This is a genomic window from Lagierella massiliensis, from assembly GCF_001407835.1.
GTDB lineage: Bacteria > Bacillota > Clostridia > Tissierellales > Peptoniphilaceae > Mediannikoviicoccus > Mediannikoviicoccus massiliensis.
In genome coordinates, this window is sequence record NZ_CYUO01000005.1 from 940,185 (window position 1) to 966,542 (window position 26,358).

The 26,358-nt window shown below is 30.0% G+C and carries 23 protein-coding genes; all 23 read right to left on the bottom strand.

What is annotated here, in order from left to right:
• Positions 1-6: 6 nt before the first annotated feature.
• On the bottom strand, positions 7-1,101 hold the full coding sequence (locus tag BN2746_RS08130; protein WP_055079284.1) for a tetratricopeptide repeat protein: 1,095 nt from the start codon (positions 1,099-1,101) through the stop codon (positions 7-9).
• Positions 1,094-1,810 (bottom strand): hypothetical protein, encoded by a 717-nt coding sequence (locus tag BN2746_RS08135; RefSeq protein ID WP_055079285.1) that lies wholly within the window; start codon positions 1,808-1,810, stop codon positions 1,094-1,096. Before BN2746_RS08135 ends, BN2746_RS08130 begins: the two co-directional genes overlap by 8 nt.
• A 1-nt stretch (position 1,811) precedes the next feature.
• Positions 1,812-3,503: a B12-binding domain-containing radical SAM protein gene (locus BN2746_RS08140; RefSeq protein ID WP_055079286.1), complete on the bottom strand. Its 1,692-nt coding sequence runs from the start codon at positions 3,501-3,503 to the stop codon at positions 1,812-1,814.
• Between the two features lie 8 nt (positions 3,504-3,511).
• Positions 3,512-5,884 (bottom strand): endonuclease MutS2, encoded by a 2,373-nt coding sequence (locus BN2746_RS08145; RefSeq protein ID WP_055079287.1) that lies wholly within the window; start codon positions 5,882-5,884, stop codon positions 3,512-3,514.
• Positions 5,885-8,182 carry a U32 family peptidase gene (locus BN2746_RS08150; RefSeq protein WP_055079288.1) on the bottom strand — a complete coding sequence of 766 codons (2,298 nt, stop codon included), beginning with the start codon at positions 8,180-8,182 and terminating at the stop codon, positions 5,885-5,887.
• Entirely contained in the window at positions 8,182-8,769 is a 588-nt protein-coding gene (gene zapA / locus BN2746_RS08155) for a cell division protein ZapA (protein ID WP_055079289.1), read from the bottom strand. Before zapA ends, BN2746_RS08150 begins: the two co-directional genes overlap by 1 nt.
• Before the next feature lies 1 nt (position 8,770).
• Entirely contained in the window at positions 8,771-11,146 is a 2,376-nt protein-coding gene (pheT, locus tag BN2746_RS08160; RefSeq protein ID WP_055079290.1) for a phenylalanine--tRNA ligase subunit beta, read from the bottom strand.
• Positions 11,147-11,155: 9 nt separating this feature from the next.
• Entirely contained in the window at positions 11,156-12,178 is a 1,023-nt protein-coding gene (gene pheS, locus BN2746_RS08165) for a phenylalanine--tRNA ligase subunit alpha (protein ID WP_055079291.1), read from the bottom strand.
• Positions 12,179-12,356: 178 nt separating this feature from the next.
• A complete protein-coding gene (locus BN2746_RS08170; RefSeq protein WP_055079292.1) occupies positions 12,357-13,130 on the bottom strand; it encodes a TrmH family RNA methyltransferase in 774 nt (257 codons plus the stop codon).
• A gap of 1 nt (position 13,131) precedes the next feature.
• Entirely contained in the window at positions 13,132-13,779 is a 648-nt protein-coding gene (locus BN2746_RS08175) for a potassium channel family protein (RefSeq protein ID WP_055079293.1), read from the bottom strand.
• A gap of 7 nt (positions 13,780-13,786) precedes the next feature.
• Positions 13,787-15,151 (bottom strand): TrkH family potassium uptake protein, encoded by a 1,365-nt coding sequence (locus BN2746_RS08180; protein WP_055079294.1) that lies wholly within the window; start codon positions 15,149-15,151, stop codon positions 13,787-13,789.
• A 41-nt stretch (positions 15,152-15,192) separates the two neighbouring features.
• Positions 15,193-15,543, bottom strand: a complete 351-nt coding sequence (gene rplT / locus BN2746_RS08185; RefSeq protein WP_055079295.1) for a 50S ribosomal protein L20 — start codon at positions 15,541-15,543, stop codon at positions 15,193-15,195.
• Positions 15,544-15,561: 18 nt separating this feature from the next.
• Positions 15,562-15,753 (bottom strand): 50S ribosomal protein L35, encoded by a 192-nt coding sequence (gene rpmI, locus BN2746_RS08190; protein WP_055079296.1) that lies wholly within the window; start codon positions 15,751-15,753, stop codon positions 15,562-15,564.
• Positions 15,754-15,763: 10 nt separating this feature from the next.
• On the bottom strand, positions 15,764-16,303 hold the full coding sequence (gene infC / locus BN2746_RS08195; RefSeq protein ID WP_148445410.1) for a translation initiation factor IF-3: 540 nt from the start codon (positions 16,301-16,303) through the stop codon (positions 15,764-15,766).
• Between the two features lie 149 nt (positions 16,304-16,452).
• Positions 16,453-17,838 (bottom strand): asparagine--tRNA ligase, encoded by a 1,386-nt coding sequence (asnS, locus tag BN2746_RS08200; RefSeq protein WP_055079298.1) that lies wholly within the window; start codon positions 17,836-17,838, stop codon positions 16,453-16,455.
• Position 17,839: 1 nt separating this feature from the next.
• Positions 17,840-19,153: a replication-associated recombination protein A gene (locus BN2746_RS08205; RefSeq protein WP_055079299.1), complete on the bottom strand. Its 1,314-nt coding sequence runs from the start codon at positions 19,151-19,153 to the stop codon at positions 17,840-17,842.
• Between the two features lie 124 nt (positions 19,154-19,277).
• On the bottom strand, positions 19,278-19,727 hold the full coding sequence (nrdR, locus tag BN2746_RS08210; RefSeq protein ID WP_055079300.1) for a transcriptional regulator NrdR: 450 nt from the start codon (positions 19,725-19,727) through the stop codon (positions 19,278-19,280).
• Between the two features lie 3 nt (positions 19,728-19,730).
• Positions 19,731-20,801 (bottom strand): cell division protein FtsZ, encoded by a 1,071-nt coding sequence (gene ftsZ, locus BN2746_RS08215; RefSeq protein WP_055079301.1) that lies wholly within the window; start codon positions 20,799-20,801, stop codon positions 19,731-19,733.
• A gap of 323 nt (positions 20,802-21,124) precedes the next feature.
• Positions 21,125-21,835, bottom strand: coding sequence for a cell division protein FtsQ/DivIB (locus tag BN2746_RS08220; protein ID WP_055079302.1), 711 nt, complete (start codon positions 21,833-21,835; stop codon positions 21,125-21,127).
• Positions 21,825-22,928, bottom strand: coding sequence for an undecaprenyldiphospho-muramoylpentapeptide beta-N-acetylglucosaminyltransferase (murG, locus tag BN2746_RS08225; protein ID WP_055079303.1), 1,104 nt, complete (start codon positions 22,926-22,928; stop codon positions 21,825-21,827). Before murG ends, BN2746_RS08220 begins: the two co-directional genes overlap by 11 nt.
• A 1-nt stretch (position 22,929) precedes the next feature.
• On the bottom strand, positions 22,930-24,048 hold the full coding sequence (gene ftsW, locus BN2746_RS08230; protein WP_055079304.1) for a putative lipid II flippase FtsW: 1,119 nt from the start codon (positions 24,046-24,048) through the stop codon (positions 22,930-22,932).
• Positions 24,049-25,365: a UDP-N-acetylmuramoyl-L-alanine--D-glutamate ligase gene (gene murD / locus BN2746_RS08235; RefSeq protein WP_055079305.1), complete on the bottom strand. Its 1,317-nt coding sequence runs from the start codon at positions 25,363-25,365 to the stop codon at positions 24,049-24,051. It lies immediately after the preceding gene.
• Between the two features lies 1 nt (position 25,366).
• A complete protein-coding gene (gene mraY, locus BN2746_RS08240) occupies positions 25,367-26,332 on the bottom strand; it encodes a phospho-N-acetylmuramoyl-pentapeptide-transferase (protein WP_055079306.1) in 966 nt (321 codons plus the stop codon).
• Between the last annotated feature and the right edge of the window lie 26 nt (positions 26,333-26,358).

Consider the following 26,358-nt stretch of genomic DNA (forward strand, 5'->3'; position numbering starts at 1 on the left):
TATTTTTTATTTTGAGTTTTTTATTTTTTCTAATAAAATCATAGCGTTATTGAAGAGCTCTTCAGATATATCATAATAACTAACTACATTTTCCAAATCCTCTTTTGCCTTTTCAACCTCACCAATGTTTAAATATATGATTGCTCTATTGAATTGTAATGGAGCATTATCCCCTATATTATTAAGAGCCATATTTATAAGACCAAGTGCTTCTAATACAAGCCCTGCTTGACCAAGCACAAAACTATAATCTATAAAAAAATTAGGATCTTTTAAATCTTCATGTTCTTTATGAGCTTCTTTAAAAAGTTCTAAGGCTTTCTCTACCTCTCCCTTGTTATAATATGCCATTGCAAGATATTGCTCTTTTTTATAATTAAAAGTATCAACATCTTCCAAAATTTGAATAACTTCATTGTAGTTTCCCTTTTGAAGTAATTGAAAAGCTTCTTCTATTTTAGAATTTGTTACAACTTCATGTAAAAGCGGTGCAACTTTTTCTCTAAGCTCTGCTTCAAATGGACTACACTTAGAAAATTCCAATGATTTTCGGAAATATAGTTCCGCCTTCAAAAAATTTTGTTCAAACATTTCAATAGTTCCAAACAGAAAGTAATTATATGGAAAATCAGGATAGTTTTTTATATTTTTATTTAAAACTCTCTTTGACTCCTCTAAAAACATCGTCTCTAAAGTGTTATCAAAATAGTCTTTGAGTGCAGATGCGTATGCAAAAGATGAGGAGCTTTTTGGAAAGTTTTCGTATATAAATTTAAAAAATATCATGGCATTTTCATAATTAAGTTCTATCTCTTCAAATGCCATAGTCATTAAATAACTTTCAGTGTTTTCTATATTCCCAATCAAGAAATCCACATAGTCATCTTTATAAATAAAATCTTCATCTAATGCACAAATATACATCATTCCTCTAACAAAATAGATCATATCTATCTCTTCTGTAAAGGTTTCGTTTTTTAATTCGTCCATAAAATCAGATTTTATTATTGGCAGCGGAAATCCGTATACACTTTTATCTTTAAGCTCCAAAAAATATATATTATCTGTCTTAGATTCAAAAAACTCTTTAATATTATTCATTAAAATTCCTCATAAACTCTCTTTTTCTTCTTGATGACCCGTTTAATATTTCAAATAACATTCCTCGATATACTAAATATATTCCCATTATTAATATAACTACTACTGACTCTGCTATAGATTTAAGTTCGCTAAAATTCAATCCATTTAACATTGATACGCCATTGGAGTAAATGTAAATTAAAACAAGAATAATCAAATTTGGAAGTCCCCAGTTAAGGACATTGTCTTTTAAAAATTCCACACTTTTTATAATAGAATTATATCCATCATATTCTTCAAGATAGAGAGTTTCTGGAAGTGCATTTAAAACCATCATAGCTAATATTGTAATAATAGAATAAAAATTCGCTGCAATTGGTCTTAATATTAACTGGGCAATATATATAACAAATCCAACTTGTATAATCTTAAGTGCAAATGGTTTAAAGTCATAATTTTGAAATACAATTGTGTTTTTTGTTTCTTTAACCCCAGTATATAAAATGGACATTAAAAAACCTATTATACAAACTTTAAAAATATAAACTAAAAGTCCTGAAATATATCCATTTAGTTTAAGCACGCCAAATAAAATATTTGTAATAATATTTGTAGCTATGATACCAATAGCTAAAATAACGGCACATAGCACAATATATCTTGGATTTTTAAAAGTGTTTTTTAAAGCATCTTTTTGAATCTGAATAAAATCATTTAAAATATCCATTCTACCTCCAACTTTCTGTAATATCGTAATGTTTTCTATCCTTAATCCTATAAATTAAAACTAAATCTTCTTTCTTGAAGTCACTTATAATTTGATAGTCATATTTTATAAAGATATAATTTTTAATCAGTTTTTTTGCAGGAACATCATGTTCAGATATTTTTTCTAAAACAACTTCATCCCTTAACAAATCATGTTCCCTTCCGCTTTCAATCTTTTTTGGATTTAAAAACCAAGGAACTTTTCCATTAGTTAGTATATAATCATGTGTCAAAATTTCATTTAGTAAATCAATCTCTTCAAATTTTTTTTCAATTAAAAAATCTTTTAGAATCTTATATAAGGAATCTCTTGATTGATTCACAAATAGATAGCCATTTTCTTCCCAATAATTTCCTATCTCTATAAAAAATTCATAGTAATCACTGTAATAATTTTCAAAAAGATAATTTATTGTGTTCTTAAAATAGCCCTCGTTGTAATACTTATCGAGCATCTGTTCAATCTTCTTAACTTCTTGTAGCTCCATATAGCTAATCCACTTTGTGGAGATAACTTCAAAGGGCGATTTCTTATCATAAACTATTTCATATTGCTCTGCTTTGTTGAAAATTGGCGAACCTTTTAAAACCTTTAGAAAGCCTAATTGAAGTTTGTCTGGCCCAATGGATAAGATATCATTAAAAGACTTTCGTAAACTCTTTAAATCTTCATATGGAAGTCCTGCAATCAAGTCAAGATGAAGATGTATATTTTGAAAAGACATTATCTCTTTACAAACATTTTTAATGGTTTCGAAGTCTCCAACCCTTTTAATAGCCTTACAAGTTTCTTCGTTGGTGGATTGAACTCCTACTTCAAATTGAAATAGATCTTTTCTTGCATTTTTAAACAATTTCAAATAGTCTTCATCAATAAGTTGAGGATGTATCTCTAAGTGAAAAGTAGTAAAATTGTTGTCATTATCAATAATATATTTTAGTATTGTAAGACTTCTCTCTTTGTTGAAGTTAAATGTTCTGTCAATAAATTTAACAAGTGGAACATTTTCATCTAAAAATAATTTTATATCCTTTAAACATCTTTCAAGTGGATAAAATCTTACACGTCCCGTAGATGAAGACAAACAAAATTCACAATTATAAGGGCAACCTCTGGAGGTTTCATAATAGACTATTTTCTTGTCTTTAATGTAATCTAAAGTGTATTCTATTTCTGAATTTTGAAGATCTACCACCTGGTAAATATCATTGCCAACTACTTCCTCATCTAACATTGTAACTACACCTGCTGGCAAGTCATTTCTTTCACCATGAACATAGTCAAGTAGTTTTAAAAAGGACTCTTCACCCTCTCCACTCATAATATAATCAACATATGGATGTTCCTTTATTATTTCTTTTGAATTAAAAGAAACTTCTGGACCTCCCATAAAAATAATTAGATTTGGATTGATTAATTTCAGTTTTTCGCAAATTTCTAATGTCATTTCCACATTCCAAATATATGTGGAGAATCCTACAATGTCGTACTTCCCTCTTATTATTTGAAATATTATCTCATCACTATTTTGATTTATAGTAAAGTCAATAGTATCGCATTTGTACTTTGGATACACTGTGTCTTTTAAATATCTAATTGCTATGTTGCTGTGAATGTACTTTGTATTCAATGATGTTAAAAGTATTTTCATCTAATCACCTATTTCAATTGTGCTATAGTAACACCTAATCCACCCTCATTAAACTCACCATCTCTGAACTTTTTAATGAACTTGTGCTTTCTAAGATATTCCTGTACTCCCTGCCTTAGTACTCCCGTACCCTTTCCATGTATAAGAGAAACTTCTTTTAATCCAACTATATATGCATCGTCTAAAAATTTATCAATTTCGAAGATTGCCTCTTCTATATTCTTACCCCTTAAATCAAGTTCACTTTTTACATTTGACCCTGATTTAGATTTTATAATGCTTTTAATATTATAATTTGACTTTTTCTCTTCTTCTGATTCAACAAGCTTTAAATTTTTTATATTAGCAGATATTTTCATAATTCCAACTTGAACCTGTAAATCGCCTTTTCTATCTGGCTCTGTAACAACTTCACCAACTCCACCAATACCTAAAATCTCTACAGTATCTCCAAGCTTAATTTCCTTTTTATCTTTCTTTTTATTTTCTTTTAATATAGATTTTTCTTCAGCTTGCTTGTTTAAATGTGTATTGAATTTATTTTCAATTTCAACTGCTCTTGAAGCAATATTATCCTCATTGGACTTTGAAAGAAATTTCAATTCTTTTAGCAAGCTTGCAGATTCATTTTTAGCCTCGTTTATAATATTGTATGCTTCATCCTTTGCATCTTCTATAATTTTTTCTCTATCATTTTTCGATTTTTCTATTTCTAAGTTAAGTCTTTCTTTTAAACTGGCAACTTCTTCTTCAAATCTCTTTTGTCTTTGTCTACTTTCTTCTATTTCTTTTCTATCTGAGTCAATTTTGTTTAAAATGTCTTCAAAAGATAATTCTTCTTGTGGAATAATCTTCTTTGACTCTTCAATTATATCTTCTGAAAGCCCCAGTCTTCGAGAGATTTCAAAAGCATTTGACTTTCCAGGAATACCTATTGTAAGTCTATATGTTGGACTTAGTGTCTTTACATCAAATTCTACACTTCCATTTTTTACTCCAGGTGTATTTAATGCAAATAGTTTTAATTGTGAGTAATGTGTTGTTGCGACAGTTCTAATATTTCTTTCAAGAAGTTTTTTTAGAATTGATATTGCAAGGGCAGCTCCTTCTGTTGGATCCGTCCCTGCTCCAAGCTCATCAAATAGAACAAGTGACTTATCATTCACTTTTGAAAGTATACCTACAATATTAGTCATATGTGATGAAAATGTACTTAATGATTGTTCTATACTCTGTTCATCACCAATATCGCTAAATACTTCATCAAAAATTGCAACAGTTGTGTCCTCTTTACAAGGTATTAAAAGTCCTGATTGGGTCATAACAGTCATAAGACCAAGAGTTTTTAAAGTAACAGTCTTTCCTCCTGTATTAGGTCCTGTAATTACAAGAGTATTGTAATCTTCTCCAAGAAAAATATTGATTGGCACAACCTTTTTCTTGTCAATCAGAGGATGTCTTGCACTTTTTAAATCTATAACACCATCAGAATTAATATTAGGTTTAATAGCATTCATTTCAATACCAAGAGAGCCTTTTGCAAACACAAAATCCAAATGGGCCATATTTTTTTGATTAAATATAAAATCATCATAAATATTTAAGAGCAAATTTGAAAGTTCTTTAAGAATTCTCTTTATCTCTTCCTGTTCTTTAAGTTCTAAGGTTTTAATATCATTATTTATTTGAACCACCGAGATAGGTTCTATGAAAACAGTTTGTCCTGAACCAGACTGGTCATGTACAATTCCCTGAACAGAGGACTTATTTTCAGATTTTACAGGGATTACATATCGACCATCTCTCATGGTAACATATGCATCTTGAAGTAATTTTTGAGAACTTTGAGCTTTTAAAATTTGTGATAACTTTGTTCTGATTGATTCTGTTTTAGACTGAATTTCTCTTCTAATACGCTTTAAAGTAGGACTTGCGTTATCACTTATCTCTGTTTCAGAAATAATTGCAGAGCTAATTTCTCTTTCAATATTTGGATATGGCTTAAGAAGTGAAATCAAATTTCCAATCCTTGGATACTTCTCCATGTTTTCTTCACTGTCATTAAAGTATTTTTTAGTTTCTTGTACTGACCTAAGCAACATGGCAGCATCTAATAAATCTCTATTATCTAAAGTACCGCCTTTTTCAACATGCTTAAGCATAAGTCTAAAATCCTTAACTTCATAAATTGGGGCTCTCCCGTGGCCATATAGTAGAGATAAAGCTTCTTCGCTTTCAGAAAGATTACTATTTATAGAGTCCATGTCTGTTTCAGGTAAAAGTTCATCACACAACTTTTTACCCAGTGCAGAACTTGCATGACTAATTAGTTTTTCCTTTATAGTATTAAATTCTAATATTTTTAAAGCCTTATTATTCATCTATTCAATCCCCTTTTCGAAGTGTCCAAAAGTGTAATTTTTTAAATCAAATTTGTATTCTGAATTGTTTTTGCCATTAATCTTTTCAAAATATATCTTCGATAAATCTATTTTCTCCCCATCGTCAATGACTCTAATATTTCCACCATTTCTAAACTCAATGTCGGATAAAAAATTATATCCTAAAAGATTTTTGCTATGATATACTTCGCTATAATCATTTATTCTTTTAACTGGAAATATCTCATTATTTCTCCCTTGCATAAATCCAAAACTAAAATTACAATTAGTACATCCATTACTATCTTTACATCCTTTTATAACAGAAAATGGACAATGAACCATAATCATTGAAATTAGAGGGCCATGAACTATTATTTCAATATCATCATCCGTATATTTTAATAATTTATTCAATTCAGCTAAGTTCAATTCTGTGGATAAAGTAGTTCTTTTTAATCCAAATTTTTTTAAAAATTTATAGGAATATATGTTTAAAACATTTAGTCCATAGTCTCCAATTATCTCTTTATTTTTAAATTCTTCCTTGATATATTGAATATCCCCTAAATTATTAATTAAAAAACCTTTAAAATCTTTCTTTTTCAATTTTGTATTGAGATTTTCAAAGTCTTTTTCAAATTGAAGTCTTGGCATTTTATAAAACTTATCACTGGATAATTCATCAATGTTTTCAGTATAGATATCTCCATATTTATTATCGCTTTTATTTGAAAAACTATTTTCTTCAAGGTTTACACTAATGTATTTATTTTCAAATTCTTTTTCACTTATTTTATCTAAAGTTACATAATCTATATAATCTCTTTTATTGAAGTTTGCAATCTCATCATCCAATTTTTCTACAATTTCGCGGCGCATTTCATTTAATGTTCTAACGGGAATAAAGATGTAATCGTCAATTAAAACTTCAATATTTTCTAATACATAGTCCGTATTTCCTAACTTTTCTAAAGAACGAACTATGTCATCCTTGCTTATAGGTACTTTTTTTGCTCTTTCGACTTTCTTTTCTGAAACTACCTCAAGAGATATGTCTTTATATCTTAAAAATAATTTAGCGGGTTCTGTTACTTTCCCTATAAATTTAAAATCTATTTTATTATTTAACTCCAAGCTTTTAGAAATTATTTCATCTATAAGCTTAACAGAACTTGAACGTACTACTTTTGATGAAATCTTTAAGTCGTAGAAATATTTTTCAGAAACTCTTTCTCCCCTTTTTAAATTCCTTTTAAGAGTGTAAGGAATATTTTTATTCTTTTCTGTTTCTAAAATAAGAATATCACCTTTATAACATGGAATATTAAATAAAATAGACTTCCTTCCTCTATCTTCAACTATCTCGCCAACTTCTAACCCCTTTTTACCAGATTGTCTATTTAGTTCTGTGTAGTTTTTACCAAAATCATCAAATATTAGTCCTTTTGTATATCCTCTTAATGAAACTTCTTGTAATCTATTTTTATCATACGAATTGTTTTCTATTTTATTTTTGTAGGACTTTACCACATTATAAACATATTCTGGCTTTTTCATCCTGCCTTCAATCTTAAAAGAATTTATACCTGCATCAAGTAAAGTTTCTACATCCTCAATAGTACATAAATCTTTTGGGCTTATAAAGGAGTCAAAGTCTTTTGTTATCTCATCTTTATTTCTATTTAAAAGCTTATAGTCCAGGCGACATGGCTGTGCACATCTTCCCCTGTTTCCACTTCTATTTCCAATATATGAGCTCATTAAACATTGCCCAGAGCAACCAACACAAAGAGAACCATGTACAAAAACTTCTACTTCAATATCTAAGTTTTTACAAATCCTTCTTATTTCATTTATTGGAGTCTCCCTTGCTAAAACAACTCTTTTAAACCCAAGACTTTGAAGAAGTTTAGCTCCATAGTAGTTATTGATGTTCATCTGTGTTGATGCATGTATTGGAAGATTTGGAAGATATTTTCTTATAAGATGGAGTAATCCCAAGTCTTGAATAATTACTCCATCCACATCCATGTTGTATAAATCTGTAACAAAGTTTAATGCACCTTGTATTTCCTTATCATGAAAGAGTGTGTTTACAGTTGCATATACTTTAACACCCCTTTTATGACAAAAAGTTATAACTTTTTTTAATTCCTCATTATCAAAATTCGTTGCATATGCCCTTGCTGAATATAAAAGCCCTCCAAGATATACTCCAGTAGCTCCCGCTTTTATTGCCGCTTCCAGCATCTCCATGTTCCCAACGGGAGCCAGTATTTCCGGATTATACTTCATTAATTACCATCCTTAATATCTTCTAATTCTAAAATAACATTGTCAATTTTACTATTTATTTGCATATAAGATCTGTTTAAATTTGTATTTTCTTTAGTTAATACGTCATTTCTACTTTCTAATAAAGATTTTTCTCTCTTTGAATTTTCTAAATCTCTATTCAAGTTTTCAATTCTATTTTGAAATTCAAGTTTTATATCTTTATTTTTTAATTCTAAATTATTATTGAGTTTCTTTTCTTCATTATAAAGTTTTAAAACTTCATCGTATTTATCATTTATCTCTTTATATTTTTCATTGGTCGCTTTTTCAGATGATTTATAGTTTTCATTTTCAAATTTCAAACTAATTAAATCACTTTCTTGTTTCTCTATAAGATCTTTATTTTTATTTATTTCTTCAGCAAAATAAAGAAGTGCCAATGTGTAGACCATATCATTTGAAAGGGATGAATGATCTTTTCTTATACTTTTAATTCGTTCATTTATAAGATCTTCTAAAGCTTTTATATCATCTTGAGATTTGTCAGAAAGAAGATTATAGGATCTACCCATAATTTTTACACTATACTTTTCTTTTTCCCCCATCTTAACTCCTCAATTGTGCGTCAAATTTTTCTTCCAATTTAGAAATTATATTCTTCATTATATCGCTTATCTCTTCTTCTCTTAATGTTCTATCCTTTGATTGGAATTTAAGTTTATAAGCTGAGCTCTTCTTATCCTTTTCTATATTTCCACCCATATATACATCGAATAGTTCAACAGATTTTAAAAGATCTGATCCATTTTCAATCATAAACTTCTCTAAAACATCTGTTTCTAAATCTCTATCAATTACAATAGCAATATCTCTTTCAATGCTTGGGTACTTGATTATTTCTTCCATAATCTTATCTTTTACAATATGTGGCATAATATTATTTAAATCAAGTTCACCAATGTAAACTCTTGAATTAATGTCATAATTTTTAGCTAATTCAAAAGAGATTTCTCCTATTTCACCAACCTTTATATCATCTATATAAATCTTAGCGGCTCTTCCTGGATGAAATGTCTTATTGTCAGTTAACGCAACATAACTTACATTTTTTATTCCAAGTTCATTAAGCAACGTGTTTGTTACTTCTTTAATAGAATAGAAATCAACATCTCCATACATTCCAAGACCAATTTTCTTTGTTTCTCCATAATTTCCTTTAGAATCCTTTAAAAATGTATTTGCAAGTTCATATACATTCATGCTTGGTATTTTATTTTTTGAGTTCTTTTCCAAAACATCTAAAATATTTGTAAGTGTAGTAGTTCTCATAACAGAGAAATCTTCTCCAAGCGGATTTAGAAGTTCTATTGATTTTTCAGGATTATAGGAAATTAAAGCTTTTTCATATGACTTCTTGCTTATAAATGAATATGTCATAATTTCAAACATACCACATCCATAGAGTATCTCTTTAACTCTATCTTCTACTTGTCTTTTTTCGCTCTTTTTACCACTTAATAAATCTCCTCTTAGAGAGATTGGTGTGATATTGTGAAATCCATGTAATCTTCCAACTTCTTCAGCTATATCTTCCACTATGGAAATATCTGTTCTATAGAAAGGTATTTTTACATTGACATCATCACTATTTGAATTAACAACAAATTCTAAGTCATTAAGATATGAAATTATTTCATCTTTTGTAAGAGATGTTCCTAAAATTTCATTAATTTTTATATAATTGAAATCAACTTCTATATTTTGACTTTCTTTTTTACCTATATCAAATTCACCTGATACAACTGTTCCTGAGTTTGTCAATTCAATTAAATTACAAACTCTATTAAGGGCTATTTCCGCAAACTCTACAGGAACTCCCTTCTCAAATCTTGCTGAAGCCTCTGTTCTTAAATTTAACCTCTTAGATGTATTTCTTACAGAATCTGGAGAAAAACTTGCTGATTCTATAAAAATAGTCTTTGTATTATCTTTAACGTCCGAGTCAAGTCCTCCCATAACTCCTGCAATGGCAGCTGGTTCGTCTTTGTCATAGATTACTAAATCATCATCGGTCAAAGTTCTTTCTTCGTTATCCAATGTTGTAAATTTAATATCTTTTGATGGCTTCTTTATATGAATTTCTTTAGACTTTATTGTGTCTAAATCGAAGGCATGTATTGGTTGACCAAGTTCAAGCAATACAAAGTTTGTAATATCTACAATGTTATTGATAGGTCTCATTCCTGACTGCATAAGTCTATTTTTCATCCATTGTGGAGATTCCTTTATTACTATATCTTTAACCACTTTACCCATATATCTATAGCAATCATCTGACTCAATTACAACGTCTTTAAAGTAGTCTTTTATATCATCTTTTTCATTTTCAATTTTAAACTCTGAAACTTCAATTTTATCTTTAAATGTAGCTGCAACTTCCCTTGACATACCTATTATTGATAGACAATCTGGCCTATTTGGAGTGATTTCAAATTCAATTATTGGCATAGTTAGTTCCAATGCTTCTGTTATTGTAGTACCTGGTATACCTTCTTCCAATATGATAATTCCATCTTGGGAGTTTTTTGGTACTAATGATTTTGAAAAACCAAGTTCTTCATAGGAACATAACATTCCTGGTGATTCAATACCCACAAGTTTAATTGGTTTTATTTCAAGTCCATTTGGAAGTTTTGCTCCCACTTGTGCAAAGGCAACATAGTCTCCTTCCTTCATGTTTTTAGCACCTGTAATAACATCTATCTCTCCATTTCCGTAATCAAGCTTTACAATTGAAAGTTTATCAGCGTCAGGATGTTTTTCTATTTTTAATATCTTTGCAACTATTATTTTTTCAAGTCCAACACTCAAATCAATAACTGATTCAACATGTGAACCTGTAAGTGTAACTTTATCTGCAATCTCCTTGCTCCCTAAATCTATATTAAGATAATCTTTCATCCAAATTAATGGTAATAACATATTTGCCTCCTAAAATTGTTGTAAAAATCTCTTGTCGTTATCATAAAGTAATCTTATATTATTTATTCCATGCTTAATCATTGTTATTCTATCTATCCCCATTCCAAAGGCAAAGCCTGAGTAAATTTTTGGATCTATTCCGCAATTTCTAAGCACATTTGGATGAACCATTCCACATCCTAAAAGTTCCATACTCCAGCCTGTGTAGTTACATGCCTCACATCCTTTACCGTGACAATTAAAACATGAAACGTCAACTTCTGCTGAAGGTTCAGTGAATGGGAAGTGATGTGGTCTAAATCTGGTTTCCATGTCTTCTCCAAAGAATTCTTTAATGAATACATTTAATGTATCAATAAGGTTTGCCATAGTAACTCCCTTATCTACCACAAGCCCTTCTATTTGATGAAACATTGGTGAGTGAGTATCATCAACTTCATCATATCTAAAGGTTCTTCCTGCAGAAACCATTCTAATAGGAGGTTTTTGTGCTAACATTGTTCTAATTTGAACTGGTGATGTGTGAGTCCTAAGTAATGTATCTTCGTCAATATAAAATGTATCTGAAGTAGATCTTGAAGGGTGATTCATAGGTGAATTCAACTTATTGAAGTTATTTTCAACTGTTTCTATCTCTGGTCCTTCAATAATAGAAAATCCCATTCTTTGAAATAGATTTTCAAGCTCTTCCATTGTTTCATTAAGTGGATGCCTATGACCCATCTCAAATCTATTTATACTTCTTGTTATATCAATCTTTTCAGTTCTAATTTTTATCTCGTTTAATTTTTCTTCTAATTCTATCTTCTTATCACTTATTCTATTTTCAATTTCAGCTCTAACTTCATTTGCATATTGCCCTATTATAGGTCTTTCTTCTTTTGAAAGTTTACCCATCTCACGTAAAATTAAGGTTAAGTCACCTTTCTTACCAAGAACTTTTACCCTTACCTGTTCTAAGTCTTCTAACTTTTCTATGCTCTTTATACTGGAAAGAGCATTTTCTTTGATTAAATTAATTTTATCTTTCATAGTTCCTCCCTTATATTAAAAAAATCTCTCATCCCAAACGGGACGAAAGATTCGCTATACCACCCAAAAGTAATTCTATTAACGTTAGAAACGCTTGGCATTACCCAAGAACTCCAGAGCGAAAAAAGTAAAACCAATTACTATGTTCCACCAAATCCATAGTTCTCTGAAAAATTCGTTAAACTTCCTTCTCCTTCTTCGAATATATTAAGTTTAAATAGAACATCGATATGCTTGAAGCTATCGCCGCATTCAAGGAGTCTATGTTCTTACTGATTGGTATGATGACTTTTTTATGTGCCAAGTCAGATACTTCTTTACTTACTCCATGTGATTCGTTACCAATTATTATAGCATGCTTTGAAACTTTTGTCATAGAAGTAATGTCTATACTCTCTTCATTTAAAGTAGTCGCAAGAAGCATATGGGTCTTTCTTAAGCTTTCCAAAGTCTTTATATCAATCTGATTTACTGACACTCTAAAAATTGATCCCATTGTAGCCCTTAAAACTTTGCTGTTATATATATCTACACAATTTCCCAAAAGAAGAATATTTTTGTAGTTGAAGGCTTCAGCAGTTCTAATTATTGTTCCCATATTTCCAGGATCTCTAATTTCATCAAGTATCAACAAATTTTCATCAAATTTAGTTTCTTTCTTAATCTCTTTACAAACGAGAATAATACCTTCTGGGTTTTTCAAATCAGATATTTGTGTAAATACAGAATTTTTTACTCTCGTAACTTTTTTTTGTAATTCTTCATTTAAATCAAGATTTGCATTTTCATCCAAAATTATATTTTCAATTGATACTTTAGATTCAATTGCTTCTTGTGCCATCTTATAACCCTCAACTAAAAATAGTTTTGTTTTTTTTCTATTTTTATAAAGTTTAAGATTCTTAACTTTTTTTACAATATTATTGTTACTGCTTGTTATTATACTATTCATTTTAAATCTTCACCAAAGATTCAACATTATCTGTAGGTCCAAGTACGAGTAAAATATCTTTTTTATTAATAGTCTCTTGAGGACTTGGATTGATTATATCCTCTTCATCTCTTCTTATTGCTATGATTGTAAGATTATCGTCTTGTCTAATATCTAAATCAATGATTTTTTTATTGACCCAAGCTTCTGGTGCTTTAACTTCCATCATACTAAACTCGTTAGAAACTTCGATATAATCTAATATTGCATCTTTTACCATACTGTGAGCAAGCCTATAACCAGATTCTTTTTCTGGAATTATAACCTTATCTGCTCCTATTTTGTACATGACTTTAGCCTGAAAACTATCTCTTACTTTTACAACAACAGTAGGAACTCCAAGTTCTTTTGCTGTAGTTACTACCAAAACTGAAGCTTCAAAGTGAGAACTCATTCCCACTACTACCACATCAAAATTTTTTATACCTAACTCTTCAAGTACACCTTCTACAGTTACATTTGCCGTTACTGCATGAGTCACATAAGTGCTTAATTCATTAATTACATTTTCATCTTTATCTATAGCTAACACTTCTTGCTCTAATTCTGATAACTTAATTGCAAGTGCTTTTCCAAATCTACCACAACCTATTACTGCAAACTGTTTCATATTTCACCTATCCTAATATAATAGTTCCATAAGCTTCTTTGTATAACTTTTGTTTTCTTCCCTTTGTAGCAAATATTATAGTCAATATTCCAACTCTTCCAAAAAACATAGTAATAATTATCAATACTTTAGAAAGTGGAGAAAGTATTCCCGTTATTCCTCTGGTTATACCTACAGTTCCCAAAGCTGAAATCACTTCATATAGTACATCTGAAGTTTTAAAAGGCTCCATAAACACAATAATATTTCCAACCACAAGTATCCATAACATATATATTATAAAAGCAGAGATGGCTTTTTTTACTTGAGTAAATTTAATTGCCCTATTAAACATAATTATATCATCATCACCACGAATTTCAGAAATCAAGACCATAAATATAAGTGCTACAGTAGTAAGCTTAACTCCTCCTCCTGTACTTGCAGGAGCAGCCCCTATTATCATTGCAACCATTGACACAATTACAGAACTGTTGTGCATACCTGTTTGACTCATTGAAGAAAAACCAGCAGTTCTTAAAGTTACTGATTGGAAGAATGAGTTTAAAAACTTATATCTTAATGGCAATGTTCCTAAAGTTAAATTATTACTATATTCAAAAAGAAAAATAATGATAGTAAATGCAACAAGTAATATAGCAGTTGTGGTTAAAACAACTTTTGCATGCAAAGAGTAATGTTTAAAGTTTAATCTGTGCTTTGTAATATCCATATATACATTAAATCCAATTCCACCTATTATAATTAATAACGCTATGGGAATCATAATCATCGGATTTGTTCTAACTCCAAGCAAACTCTCTTCTCCAATTAAATCAAAACCCGCATTACAAAAAGATGATATGGAATGAAATATTGAAAACCAGATTCCCTTAAAGAAACCATAAATTGGTATAAAGCTAAAAGATAAAACCAAAGCTCCCAGTGATTCAATTATAAGTGTAGATACCAGTACATACCTTATTAGTTTTACGAGTCCACTATAACTATTAGCTCCTACTTGTTCTCTAATTATCAGTCTTGATGACAATGTTATTCTCTTTCCAAGTAACATTGCAACTAAAGTTGAAAGTGTCATTACTCCAAGCCCGCCTATTTGAATGAGGATTATAATTATTAATTGTCCAAAAAAATTCCAATGAGTTGCTGTTACAACCGGTGTTAGTCCTGTAACGCATACTGCAGATGTTGAAACAAATAAACTATCCAAATATACAGTTGATTTTCCATTAGCAGATGAAATTGGTAATGACAAAAGTATAGAACCCGCTAATATTATTATTAAAAATCCAAGAACAAGATATAGCGGTGGATTATTTTCTATCTTTTTATTTAATCCGCTGATTTTTCCAAGTTTTTTTAAAAAATACATAAAATCCCTCTAAACGCAAAAAAACCCCAACAATTTGGGATTTAAGCGTTTTTTGCAATCTCTACAAGTTTTTCAAAAGCTTGAGGATCTTTAATTGCAAGATCAGATAACATCTTTCTGTTCATGTCTATTCCGTTTTGTTTTAATCCATACATAAACTTACTGTAACTAAGACCATGTTGTCTTGTTGCAGCGTTGATTCTTGCTATCCACATTTGTCTGAAATCTCTTTTCTTTCTCTTTCTTCCAACAAAAGCGTAAGCCATTGATTTCATTACAGCTTGGTTTGCTGTTCTATATAATGTAGACTTAGAACCATAATAGCCCTTTGCAGATTTTAATACTTTTTTATGTTTTCTGTGGGTATTTGTACCTCTTTTTACTCTAGCCATTGTATTTTACCTCCTAATTTACGGAATCATATGATCAATTCTCTTTTGATCACCTTTGCTAACTAAAGCAGATTTTCTTAAGTTTCTAATTCTCTTTTGAGATTTCTTTCCTGTTATATGACTTTTATAAGCTTTGTATCTTTTTAATTTTCCAGATGCAGTTCTTTTAAATCTCTTAGCAGAACCTCTGTGAGTTTTCATCTTTGGCATAATTTACCTCCTAATTATTCTCAGAATTTGGTGCAAGGAACATTATCATATTACGACCTTCCATTACAGGTTTTTTATCAACAATTCCATTTTCAGCTGTTAATTCAACGAAACTATCAAGTACATCTTTACCTATAGAAGTATGTCCAAGCTCTCTTCCTCTAAATCTTACTGAAACTTTTACTCTATCACCCTTCTTTAGAAAGTTATTAGCTTGATTAGCTTTAACTTCCAAATCATGTGTATCAATATTAGGTGATAGCCTAAGTTCCTTTACGTTTATAACTTTTTGTTTTTTCTTTGCTTCCTTTTCTCTTTTGATGGCATCGTATCTGTACTTGCCATAATCAATAATCTTACAAACTGGTGGCTTTGCATTAGGAGCAATATTTACTAAGTCTAAATTGGCTTCTCTTGCTTTATCAAGTGCTTCATTAATAGATACTATACCTATCTGTTCACCTTCCGCGTCAATCAGCCTTACTTCTTTTGCTCTAATGTCCTCGTTAATTTGTAATTCCTTAATGATTACACCTCCATAAAATTTCATTAAAAAAAGGCAGATAGAAATATCCGCCTAAAAATAACAACTAAATTATTACCTTATGCACTCGATTGTGATAAGGTGAGAGCGGATAACTCTACTTTCACTAACATTGACTATTATATTATTTAAAATTTGATTTGTCAAATAATTTTTTAAAATTCGCAGTGTCCTACAGTTCTTGGGAAAGGAAGTACGTCTCTGATGTTTGTCATTCCAGTTAAATACATAACCATTCTCTCAAATCCAATTCCAAAACCACCATGACGAACTGTTCCAAATCTTCTTAAGTCCATGTACCATTCATAATCTTTTGGATTCAACCCTCCATCGATTATTTTTTGTTTAAGAACTTCAGGTCTATATTCCCTTTCACTTCCTCCAATTAACTCCCCAATTCCAGGAACAAGTAAATCTGTTGCAGCTACCGTTTTTCCATCGTCATTGAGCTTCATATAGAAAGCCTTAATGTCCTTTGGATAGTCTGTTATAAATACTGGGCCACCAACTACTTGTTCAGAAATATATCTTTCATGTTCAGTTTGTAAATCCATTCCCCATTCTACTGGATATTGGAATTCAATCTTTGAGTCTTTTAAAATTTCTATGGCTTCTGTATAGGTCAGTGTTTTAAAATCACTGTTAACAACTTTTTCAAGTCTTTCTATTAGACCTTTTTGAATAAACTTATCAAAAAATTCCATCTCTTGTGGACAACTTTCTAAAACGTATTTGATAATGTACTTTATTACATCTTCTGCTAAGTTACAAACATCTTTAAGTTCTGCAAATGCTATTTCAGGTTCAATCATCCAAAACTCTGCAGCATGTCTTGGAGTGTTTGAGTTTTCAGCTCTAAAAGTAGGTCCAAAAGTATAAACATTTCTATGAGACATTATAAAAGATTCAACTTGAAGTTGACCACTTACTGTTAAGTTGGTTTTTTTCCCAAAGAAATCTTCTTTAAAATCTATATCTCCATTTTCATCCTTAGGTAGATTGTCTAAATCAAGTGTAGAAACTTCAAACATCTCTCCCGCACCTTCAGCATCAGATCCAGTTATTATTGGAGTGTGAACATAAACAAATCCTCTATCGTTGAAGAATTTGTGGATAGCATAGCTAAGTTCTGAACGAACTTTAAAAACTGCATTAAAAGTATTTGTTCTGGATCTTAAATGCAGGATAGTTCTTAAAAATTCAAAAGTATGTCTCTTCTTTTGAAGTGGGTAATCATCGTCAGATGCCCCTTCTACATATATGTTTTTTGCTTGAACTTCATAGGCCTGTTTAGCTTGTGGACTTTTAACCAATTTGCCTTTAACAATAATAGCTGAGCTTAATCCAAGTTTACTTATTTCTTCAAAATTTTCTACATCTTTATCTACAACTACCTGTACAGGTTTAAACTGAGTTCCGTCATTTAATTCAATAAATCCTAAGTTCTTTTGAAACCTTGAGTTTTTAATCCAACCTGCAATTTCTACTTCTTGGTCTATGAATTTTTCATAATCTCTTTCAATATCTCTAAGTAAAATCAAATTATTCCTCCCTTAAAATTTTAAGTAATTCATATATCTTTTTTTCATAACCTATTTCTTTAGGATTATAATACTTTTTATTTTCAAAATTAATCGGCATATATCTCTGTTTAACGTATCCATCTTTATAATCATGAGGGTATTTATACCCAATTCCATGACCCAAGTCCTTTGCTCCACTATAATGAGCATCTCTTAAATATCCAGGAATTTCCAAATTTGGATTAGTCTTAACATCTTCTATCGCTTCAAGTATAGCCATGTATGAGCTATTACTTTTAGGTGCAGTTGATAGATAAGTAACTCCTTGGGCAAGATTAAGTCTACATTCAGGAAGTCCAATTACTTCTACAGCTCTAAATACATCATTTGCTACAGTTAAGGCTCTTGGATCTGCATTACCTATGTCTTCTGAAGCAAATATTATCATTCTTCTTGCGATAAATTTTGGATCTTCACCAGACTCTAACATCTTTGCTAAATAGATTAACGCCGCATCAGGGTTTGAGCCTCTCATAGATTTTATAAATGCAGATATAGTGTCATAATGAATGTCTCCATCTCTATCATAACCTAAATGATTTAAAAAGAAACTGTCTTTTATAATATCTTTTGTCAGTTTTATCTTTCCATCTACTTCTTTCGTTGAAAGAACTGCAACTTCCAAACTATTTAAGGCGTTTCTTACATCTCCATTTGAAAGTTTAGAAATATAATCGAGCTCATCTTCCCCAATCTCAATATTATACATAGAAAGTCCATCTTTGTGCTCAAGAGCCCTCTTTAAAGCTTTTTTTATATCAGCTGATGATAGATGTTTAAGCTCGACTATCTTTGTCCTTGATAAAAGCGCTCTATTTACTTCAAAAAATGGATTTTCAGTTGTTGCACCTATTAAAGTTATAAGACCCGACTCTACGTGAGGTAGTAGTGCATCCTGTTGAGATTTATTAAACCGATGAATCTCATCCACAAATAAAATCGTCTTCTTATTAAAGAAATTTTGATTATCTTGTGCGTTTTTTACAACTTCTTTAATATCTTTAACACCAGATGTTACAGCAGAGAGTTTCTCGAATACTCTATTTGTAGATTTAGATATTACATATGCTAAAGTTGTTTTTCCAGTACCTGGTGGCCCATAGAGAATCAAAGAACCTATTCTATCTGTTTTTATTAACCTATCTAAAGGGCTATTTGGATAAATGACATGGTTTTGGCCATAAAAATCTTCAAGCTTTTCAGGTCTAACCCTTTCAGCCAAGGGTGCAGAATTTTTCATTTTTCTCTCTAAATCATATTCAAATAAGTCCATATGTCCCCCTATTTTATTTATATTATCACAAAAACAGTTCTAATAACATACTATTTTTTTACTTCCATTACATTTTTATCCTTAGAAATGATTTAAAAAGAAAAAAGCCTCAATTAATGAGACCTTAATCTTTGATTTCCTCCAACTCTTCATAAAAAGATTCAACACGTTGAAACTCTTTATAAACTGAAGCAAATCTTATATATGCAACTTTATCAATGCTTTTTAGCTTTTCCATAATTAATTCACCAATTTCAGAAGATGGAATTTCTTTTTTATTTAAATGGTTTATTTCCAGTTCTATCTCTTTAGTTGCGTTTTCCAACACCTCTAAAGGAACCTTTCTTTTATAACATGATTTAATCATTCCATTTAAAATTTTATTTCTATCAAAAGCTTCTCTCTCTTGATTTTTTTTAATTACAATAAGTGAGTTAATTTCATATTTTTCATATGTCGTAAATCTTCTTTTGCAATCATTACATTCTCTCCTTCTTCTGATAGAGGTTTCGTTATCAACTTGTCTCGAATCTACAACTCTCGTATTAACAGAGTTGCAAAAAGGACATCTCATATCTTAAAAACCTCTTTTCTTTAAGAAAGAAGGTATTTCTATATCATCAAGTTCATTTGATTCTTTAGAATCGCTTTTTTCTTCCTTTTCGTCACTACTAATGCTATTAGTAAAGTTTTCTTTATTAAAACCAGTCGCAATAACAGTTATCTTTATATCATCTTTTAAAGTTTCGTCAATTCCTGCACCAAATATTATATTTGCGTCTGGATCTACAGCTTCTCTTATAAGTTCAGAAGCCTCGTTTACTTCAAATATACCTAAATCAGATCCAGTTACATTTATAAGAACTGCCTTTGCTCCATCAATTGAAGTTTCAAGAAGTGGACTCTTAACCGCAAGTCTTGCAGCTTCAACTGCTCTGTTTTCACCAGTAGCAACTCCAATACCCATGTGAGCAATACCTTGGTCGTGCATAATTGCTTTAACGTCAGCAAAGTCAAGATTGATTAGATTAGGCACAGCTATTAAATCTGATATACCTTTAATACCATTAAGTAATACTTCATCAGCCATAGCAAAAGCTTCCTTCATAGTAGTTCTCTTTTCAGCGATTTGAAGTAATCTATCATTAGGAATAGTAACAAGTGTATCTACTTTGTCTTTTAAAGCTTCAATCCCTTGTTCAGCTTGAAGTTGTCTTTTTCTTCCTTCAAAGGCGAATGGTTTTGTAACAACACCTACAGTTAGTATTCCAAGTTCCTTAGCTATTTCTGCTACAATTGGAGCAGCACCTGTACCAGTACCTCCGCCCATGCCTGCAGTAATAAATACCATGTCAGCACCTTGAAGCATTTCAACAATTTCGTTTCTGCTTTCTTCTGCCGCTTTTTGTCCAATAGATGGATTAGCCCCTGCTCCAAGTCCCTTTGTAAGCTTTTCACCAATTTGTAATTTATTTTCAATCTCACTTGCCATAAGAATTTGTTTATCAGTGTTCATTGCGATAAGTTCAACGCCAGTAAGACCTGTTTCAAGCATTCTCATTAAAGCGTTATTACCGCCTCCACCAACACCAACCACTTTTATATTCGCCATTGAATTGTCATTTGCAATTTCCATTTCAAAACTCATTTGTTCATCCTCCCAAAAATATTATTCATCTCTTAACTATTATTATATATGACCAAAATTAAATGTCAAAATCAGAACCCGCATTTTCAGATGTTTTAAGACATTGGTGATTTTTTTGTATTCTAAGTACATTTATTTTATTAACATAATTTATATGTTAGTTTTTCAATGTTTTTATTTATGATATGAGTTTAGTTGTAAAGATTTGTCTTTTAATTCAAAAAAATAAATGGAATTGACAAGAATTTTAATTCCATTATTTTAAATCATTATTCCTATTTGTTCACTTTGTTTGTCTTGATAATACAACCCGATTAGACTCTCTAATTCGCTATAACTACAGGTTTGTTAACATTTAAAACTTTTATCTCTTTTATCTTTATACCCTTAGTATTGTTCTCTGAAATAATTTTAGAAATAATCTCAAATTTTCTTTCTATTTGTCTTTTATCTCCAAAATAAGCATTTATACCTTCAATCTCAATGAACATATTTTTTTTATCAATTAAGTTTAGTTTTGAAAAATCGATACTATATTTTTCAATACTATCAAATATCTCTTTAATTGTAGCATCATTAAATATACTTGTATTTACTATTAGGTCTGTATTGACTCCAATAATCTCAGGTAAATTTTCGATATCTCCCTTGGTATCACTGATATTCCCTAATGTATCTATAAAGACAATTTCTTTATTTTTATTTACAATGTAAGCAATATTTGACTTTTCTAAAATATCAACTTTTACCTTGTTAGGAAATTCTTTTTTTATATCAACTTCTACTATCTTATCATTTTTAGATACATTTTTCTTTGCTTCTTTAATACTTGCTAAAAAATAATTTTTACCATATATTTTAGAGTCATTTTTAAAGTCTTCCAATGTATATATTTTATTGCCATCTATTTTAATACTTGTTAAGTTAAAATAAGGATGATTTAGTAAAAAATAAGCCACAATAGATATCACTGCAATTATGATAAAAATTGTCCATATTAGTGCAAAGTTATTTCTATTTTTGTTATTTTCCATTATTTCCTACTTTTACTATTTCCTGTACTATTTCGTATCCTGCATTTGGAGTTTCAAATTCTTTCGCTCTTTTACCCATTTGATTTAATCTATTGTCATCATTTAAAAGTTCCACTATCTTCTTTTTCAAATGATCAACATCTAAATCTTTTTCTTCTATCATCAGAGCTGCACCTTTGTTTTTAAATTCCAATGCATTGTACACTTGATGGTTTTCTGTAGTATATGCTTTTGGAACTAATATTGAAGGCATTCCCAAATAAGAAAGTTCAGCTAATGTAATTGCTCCAGAGCTTGTTATAACAAGGTCCGAAATAGCATAAGCCTCTTGAATGTTATCTAAATATGGATATACTTTTACATTAGGTAAAACTTTCATATCTTTAACAAAACTATCATAGTTGTTTTTTCCTGTTACAAAAAACAAATTGAAATCATCCTGTTTCAAATTTTCATTAATCATTTCTTTAAATACTTGATTTAATTTACCTGATCCATTGGATCCACCAAAAACTAAAATATTTTTATTGTTATTTTTAAACCCCATATGAAACATTGCTTCTTCTCTTATTTCATCTATGTTTAAAAATTTATTTCTAATTGGATTTCCTGTGATTATTCCGTTTTCCTGATTTTTAAAATATTTTAAACTCTCTTTAAATGTTACAAAATATTTATCTGCATATCTTGACAATATTTTATTAGTAACTCCAGGATATGAATTTTGTTCATGAAAGAAAACTTTTTTTCTTAATTTATGTGCCGCATATAAAACTGGCCCTGTAACAAATCCTCCTGTTCCTATAACAAAATCAGGATTGAATTCTTTAATTATTTTTTTTGATTCACTAATTCCCTTTATCGTATCTCCCCCAGTCCGAAAAATCTTTTTTATTGACTTTCTTGAAAGAGGAGATGCAGTAATTCCTTTAAATATATATCCTTGATTAGGTACAAGAATTGACTCTAAGCTATTTTTTCTTCCAATATATAAAACTTCTGTATCGGGATAAAGCTTTATAAACTCTTCAATTATGGCTATAGCTGGATATATATGCCCTCCAGTACCTCCACCACTTACTATAATTCTCATATTACCTCCTATCTGCCTGTTTTGAAATCCCTAAAACTATTCCCATCATAAATAAAAAAACCATTAAGGATGTACCTCCATAAGAAATAAATGGTAAAGTCAATCCTGTAGGAGGAATAATTCCAAGGGCAACCGATATATTTATGAACGCCTGCAAGCCTATTAATAACATAATTGATATAACCAAAAGTTTTGCAAAACTGTCTTTCAATTTAAATGCCATCTTCATGCCACAATATATAAGATATAGGTATAGTAAAATGACCATTATACTTCCTAAAAAGCCTAACTCTTCTGCAATAACAGCAAATATAAAGTCATTGTGCGCCTCTGATAAATAGCTAAACTTATGTCTGGATTTACCAAGTCCTACACCAAAAATTCCACCATATGACACTGCAAATAAAGATTGAGCAAGCTGCCAACCTTTGTTTGAAAAGTCTTTTAACGGATCTAACCAAGCCTCTATTCTTGAAGAACGACTGTAGGCACTTTTCGAAAATACTATTCCTAAAACACCAGACGCTCCCAATATTCCAAGCCCAATAGCAGATTGAATAAGATTTACTCCCCCAACTATAAAGGTACATATTATTACTGCACCAATTACCATTGTTGTTGATAAATCAGGTTGTAAAAAAACTAATGTACATGATATTCCAAGAAATAAAAACATTGCTAAAAATCCATTTAATATACTATTTAGCTTCTTTTTATTTCTGTCTATATATTTACAAACTGCCAAAATTGTTCCAAGCTTCAAAAAATCTGAAGGCATTATTGTTACTGGTCCTATATCGAGCCACCTTTTTGCATTATATGTTTCAAGATCTCCAAAAATTAAAACGATAACTGATAGGATTATGGATAAAATATAGAACACATATCCATATTTTTTGAAAATTTTATAGTCTATGTTTGAAGTAATAATCATAACCACAATTCCAACAAGTGAAAAGAGCAAATTCTTATTTATGAAAAAATAGGGATTCAATCCTTTTCTAACTGCATATGGCCAACTGGAACTAAATACCATGATATTACCTACAATAAGTAATAGTATAGTAGCTATAAAAATATTATAATCTATCTTTGTCCTTTGCTTTGGCTTCTTAACCATCTAATCACCTAAATTATTGACTAACTCTTTAAATTCATTTCCTCTATCTTCAAAATTTTTATACATGCCCCATGATGCACATGCTGGAGAAAGTAAAACAACATCTCCTTTTTTACTCGATTTATAGGATAATTTTACTGCTTCTTCCATATTATTTACTATGGTTATATCTTTTACCCACTTAGCCTCTTTTTTCATTTGTTCAGCAGTTTGCCCCATAAGTATAAGTTTTTTGATTTTTTGCCCATATTGTTTAAACATCTCTTCAAAAGATACTTTCTTATCATATCCGCCAGCAATTAAAATAATCGGATTTTCAAAAGATGATAATGCTTTAATAGTTGAATCCACATTTGTTCCTTTAGAATCGTTGTAAAACTTAACTTCATTAAATTCTCTAACAAATTCTATTCTATGTTCTACAGCATTGAAACTATAGCATGCCCTTTCTATATCATCATCAGATACATTCAAAGTATTCGCTATTGCTGTTGCTATAAGAACATTTTGTATGTTGTGTAGCCCTGGAATTCTAAGTTTCCGAGTATCTATTATCTTTTTTTCATTATGATATATATATGGTTTATCATAATAAAATGATGCTTCTTTTTCTGTAAGAGAAATAGGTATAATTTCAGAATTTATTTTATCTTTTAATTTCACTAAATTTTTGTCATCGATATTTAAAATAAGTTTATCTGTTTCCTTTTGATTTATAAAAATATTTTGTTTAGATTTGAAGTAAGCACCAAAACTACCATGCCAGTCAGAGTGATCTGGTGAAATGTTTGTAAAGGCTGCAACTTTTGTCCTGAAAGTAGTTGTTGAGTCAAGTTGGAAGCTTGAACTTTCTATAACAAAATATTCTATTTCAGGATGTGAATAGATCTCCCATAGCATTCCAACTCCAATATTCCCTATGGCTCTGGATGATTTTCCACTTTCGTTTAATATGTGGTTTACAAGCATTGTAGTTGTAGTTTTCCCATTGGTTCCTGTAATTGCTATTAAATTTTTGTCTCCAAATAATCTATACGCCATTTCCAAATCTGAAACAACTTCTATCCCTTTTTGTAAAAGTTTTTGAATCAACTCGTTATGAGGAGGTATTCCCGGACTTTTTATACAGATAATATCTTTTGAAGTAATATCATCTAAGTCAAATAATAAAGTATATTTTAAATTTTTAAGTTCTTCAGGTTCATTCTCTCTATCTTTTATTTTGCTATCATATCCATAGACATTAAAGCCCAACTTGCTTAATGTCTTTACTGTAGAAATTCCTGTTATACCTAATCCTATTACTAAATAATCCATCTTATCTCCCTAATCCAAATACTGTTAGTATCGAAAATACTATTGATAACGCTGTAAAAGCTGCAACAATTTTAGGTTCCTTATATCCCTTTAATTCATAGTGATGATGGATTGGGGACATTAAAAATACTCTTTTTTTATTTCTGGTTTTATAGCTTATTACTTGAATTATTACAGACATCGTTTCAATAACATAAACTCCTCCAAGTATCACAAGGTAAAGAGGTGCGTTTAATATTAATGCCATCATAACTAAGGCCCCACCTATTGCCATAGATCCAGTATCTCCCATAAATACCGATGCAGGGTTCGAATTATATATTAAAAACCCAATCAATGAACCAACAAATATTGTTGAGAACACTGTCATTGATGAGTCTTTTAAAACTCCTATTATTGCAAGTGCCATAAATACCGGAATCGAAACAGAGGTTGCAAGACCATCAAGACCATCTGTGATATTTGTTGCATTAACAGTTCCAATCATTATAAATGTAAGTATTGGGTATGTTAAAATTCCTAAGTTTAATTCTTTAGTTGTAAAAGGAATCTTAATCATTGAAATAGGTCTTGCTGATACCTTTGATGCTAAATATATTAATCCAAAACTCATAATTATTTGAAAAATTATCTTTTGAATTTCAGTTAATCCCAATGACCTTTTCATTACAAGTTTAAAAAAATCATCTACAAAACCAACAAGTCCAAATCCAAGCATACTTACAATTATAAGTATATTCTCATGAGTGTACCCTTTAAATATAAATAACGTTATTAGGGTTGATATAATAAATATTATCCCACCCATTGTAGGCGTTCCTTGCTTTAACAAATGAGCTTTAGGCCCGTCATCTCTTATACTCTGTCCTATTTTTGCTCTAACTAAAATTTTAATAATATACTTTCCAATTGCGATTGATATCAACATACTAACCAAAAGCATTGTAAGTAGTCTAAATATATCCATATTTTTTCTCCTTTACTCATCTTAAT

Coding starts and splice junctions, on each gene's coding strand:
- BN2746_RS08175 (WP_055079293.1), bottom strand. CDS start 13,779: ATGAAACAGTTTGCAGTAATAGGTTGTGGTAGATTTGGAAAAGCACTT.
- nrdR (WP_055079300.1), bottom strand. CDS start 19,727: ATGAGATGTCCTTTTTGCAACTCTGTTAATACGAGAGTTGTAGATTCG.
- BN2746_RS08130 (WP_055079284.1), bottom strand. CDS start 1,101: ATGAATAATATTAAAGAGTTTTTTGAATCTAAGACAGATAATATATAT.
- rplT (WP_055079295.1), bottom strand. CDS start 15,543: ATGGCTAGAGTAAAAAGAGGTACAAATACCCACAGAAAACATAAAAAA.
- BN2746_RS08150 (WP_055079288.1), bottom strand. CDS start 8,182: ATGAAGTATAATCCGGAAATACTGGCTCCCGTTGGGAACATGGAGATG.
- ftsW (WP_055079304.1), bottom strand. CDS start 24,048: ATGGTTAAGAAGCCAAAGCAAAGGACAAAGATAGATTATAATATTTTT.
- BN2746_RS08135 (WP_055079285.1), bottom strand. CDS start 1,810: ATGGATATTTTAAATGATTTTATTCAGATTCAAAAAGATGCTTTAAAA.
- mraY (WP_055079306.1), bottom strand. CDS start 26,332: ATGGATATATTTAGACTACTTACAATGCTTTTGGTTAGTATGTTGATA.
- pheS (WP_055079291.1), bottom strand. CDS start 12,178: ATGAAAGATAAAATTAATTTAATCAAAGAAAATGCTCTTTCCAGTATA.
- murG (WP_055079303.1), bottom strand. CDS start 22,928: ATGAGAATTATAGTAAGTGGTGGAGGTACTGGAGGGCATATATATCCA.
- BN2746_RS08180 (WP_055079294.1), bottom strand. CDS start 15,151: ATGTATTTTTTAAAAAAACTTGGAAAAATCAGCGGATTAAATAAAAAG.
- ftsZ (WP_055079301.1), bottom strand. CDS start 20,801: ATGAGTTTTGAAATGGAAATTGCAAATGACAATTCAATGGCGAATATA.
- BN2746_RS08140 (WP_055079286.1), bottom strand. CDS start 3,503: ATGAAAATACTTTTAACATCATTGAATACAAAGTACATTCACAGCAAC.
- BN2746_RS08170 (WP_055079292.1), bottom strand. CDS start 13,130: ATGAATAGTATAATAACAAGCAGTAACAATAATATTGTAAAAAAAGTT.
- infC (WP_148445410.1), bottom strand. CDS start 16,303: ATGAAATTTTATGGAGGTGTAATCATTAAGGAATTACAAATTAACGAG.
- BN2746_RS08145 (WP_055079287.1), bottom strand. CDS start 5,884: ATGAATAATAAGGCTTTAAAAATATTAGAATTTAATACTATAAAGGAA.
- zapA (WP_055079289.1), bottom strand. CDS start 8,769: ATGGGGGAAAAAGAAAAGTATAGTGTAAAAATTATGGGTAGATCCTAT.
- rpmI (WP_055079296.1), bottom strand. CDS start 15,753: ATGCCAAAGATGAAAACTCACAGAGGTTCTGCTAAGAGATTTAAAAGA.
- BN2746_RS08220 (WP_055079302.1), bottom strand. CDS start 21,835: ATGGAAAATAACAAAAATAGAAATAACTTTGCACTAATATGGACAATT.
- BN2746_RS08205 (WP_055079299.1), bottom strand. CDS start 19,153: ATGGACTTATTTGAATATGATTTAGAGAGAAAAATGAAAAATTCTGCA.
- murD (WP_055079305.1), bottom strand. CDS start 25,365: ATGGATTATTTAGTAATAGGATTAGGTATAACAGGAATTTCTACAGTA.
- pheT (WP_055079290.1), bottom strand. CDS start 11,146: ATGTTATTACCATTAATTTGGATGAAAGATTATCTTAATATAGATTTA.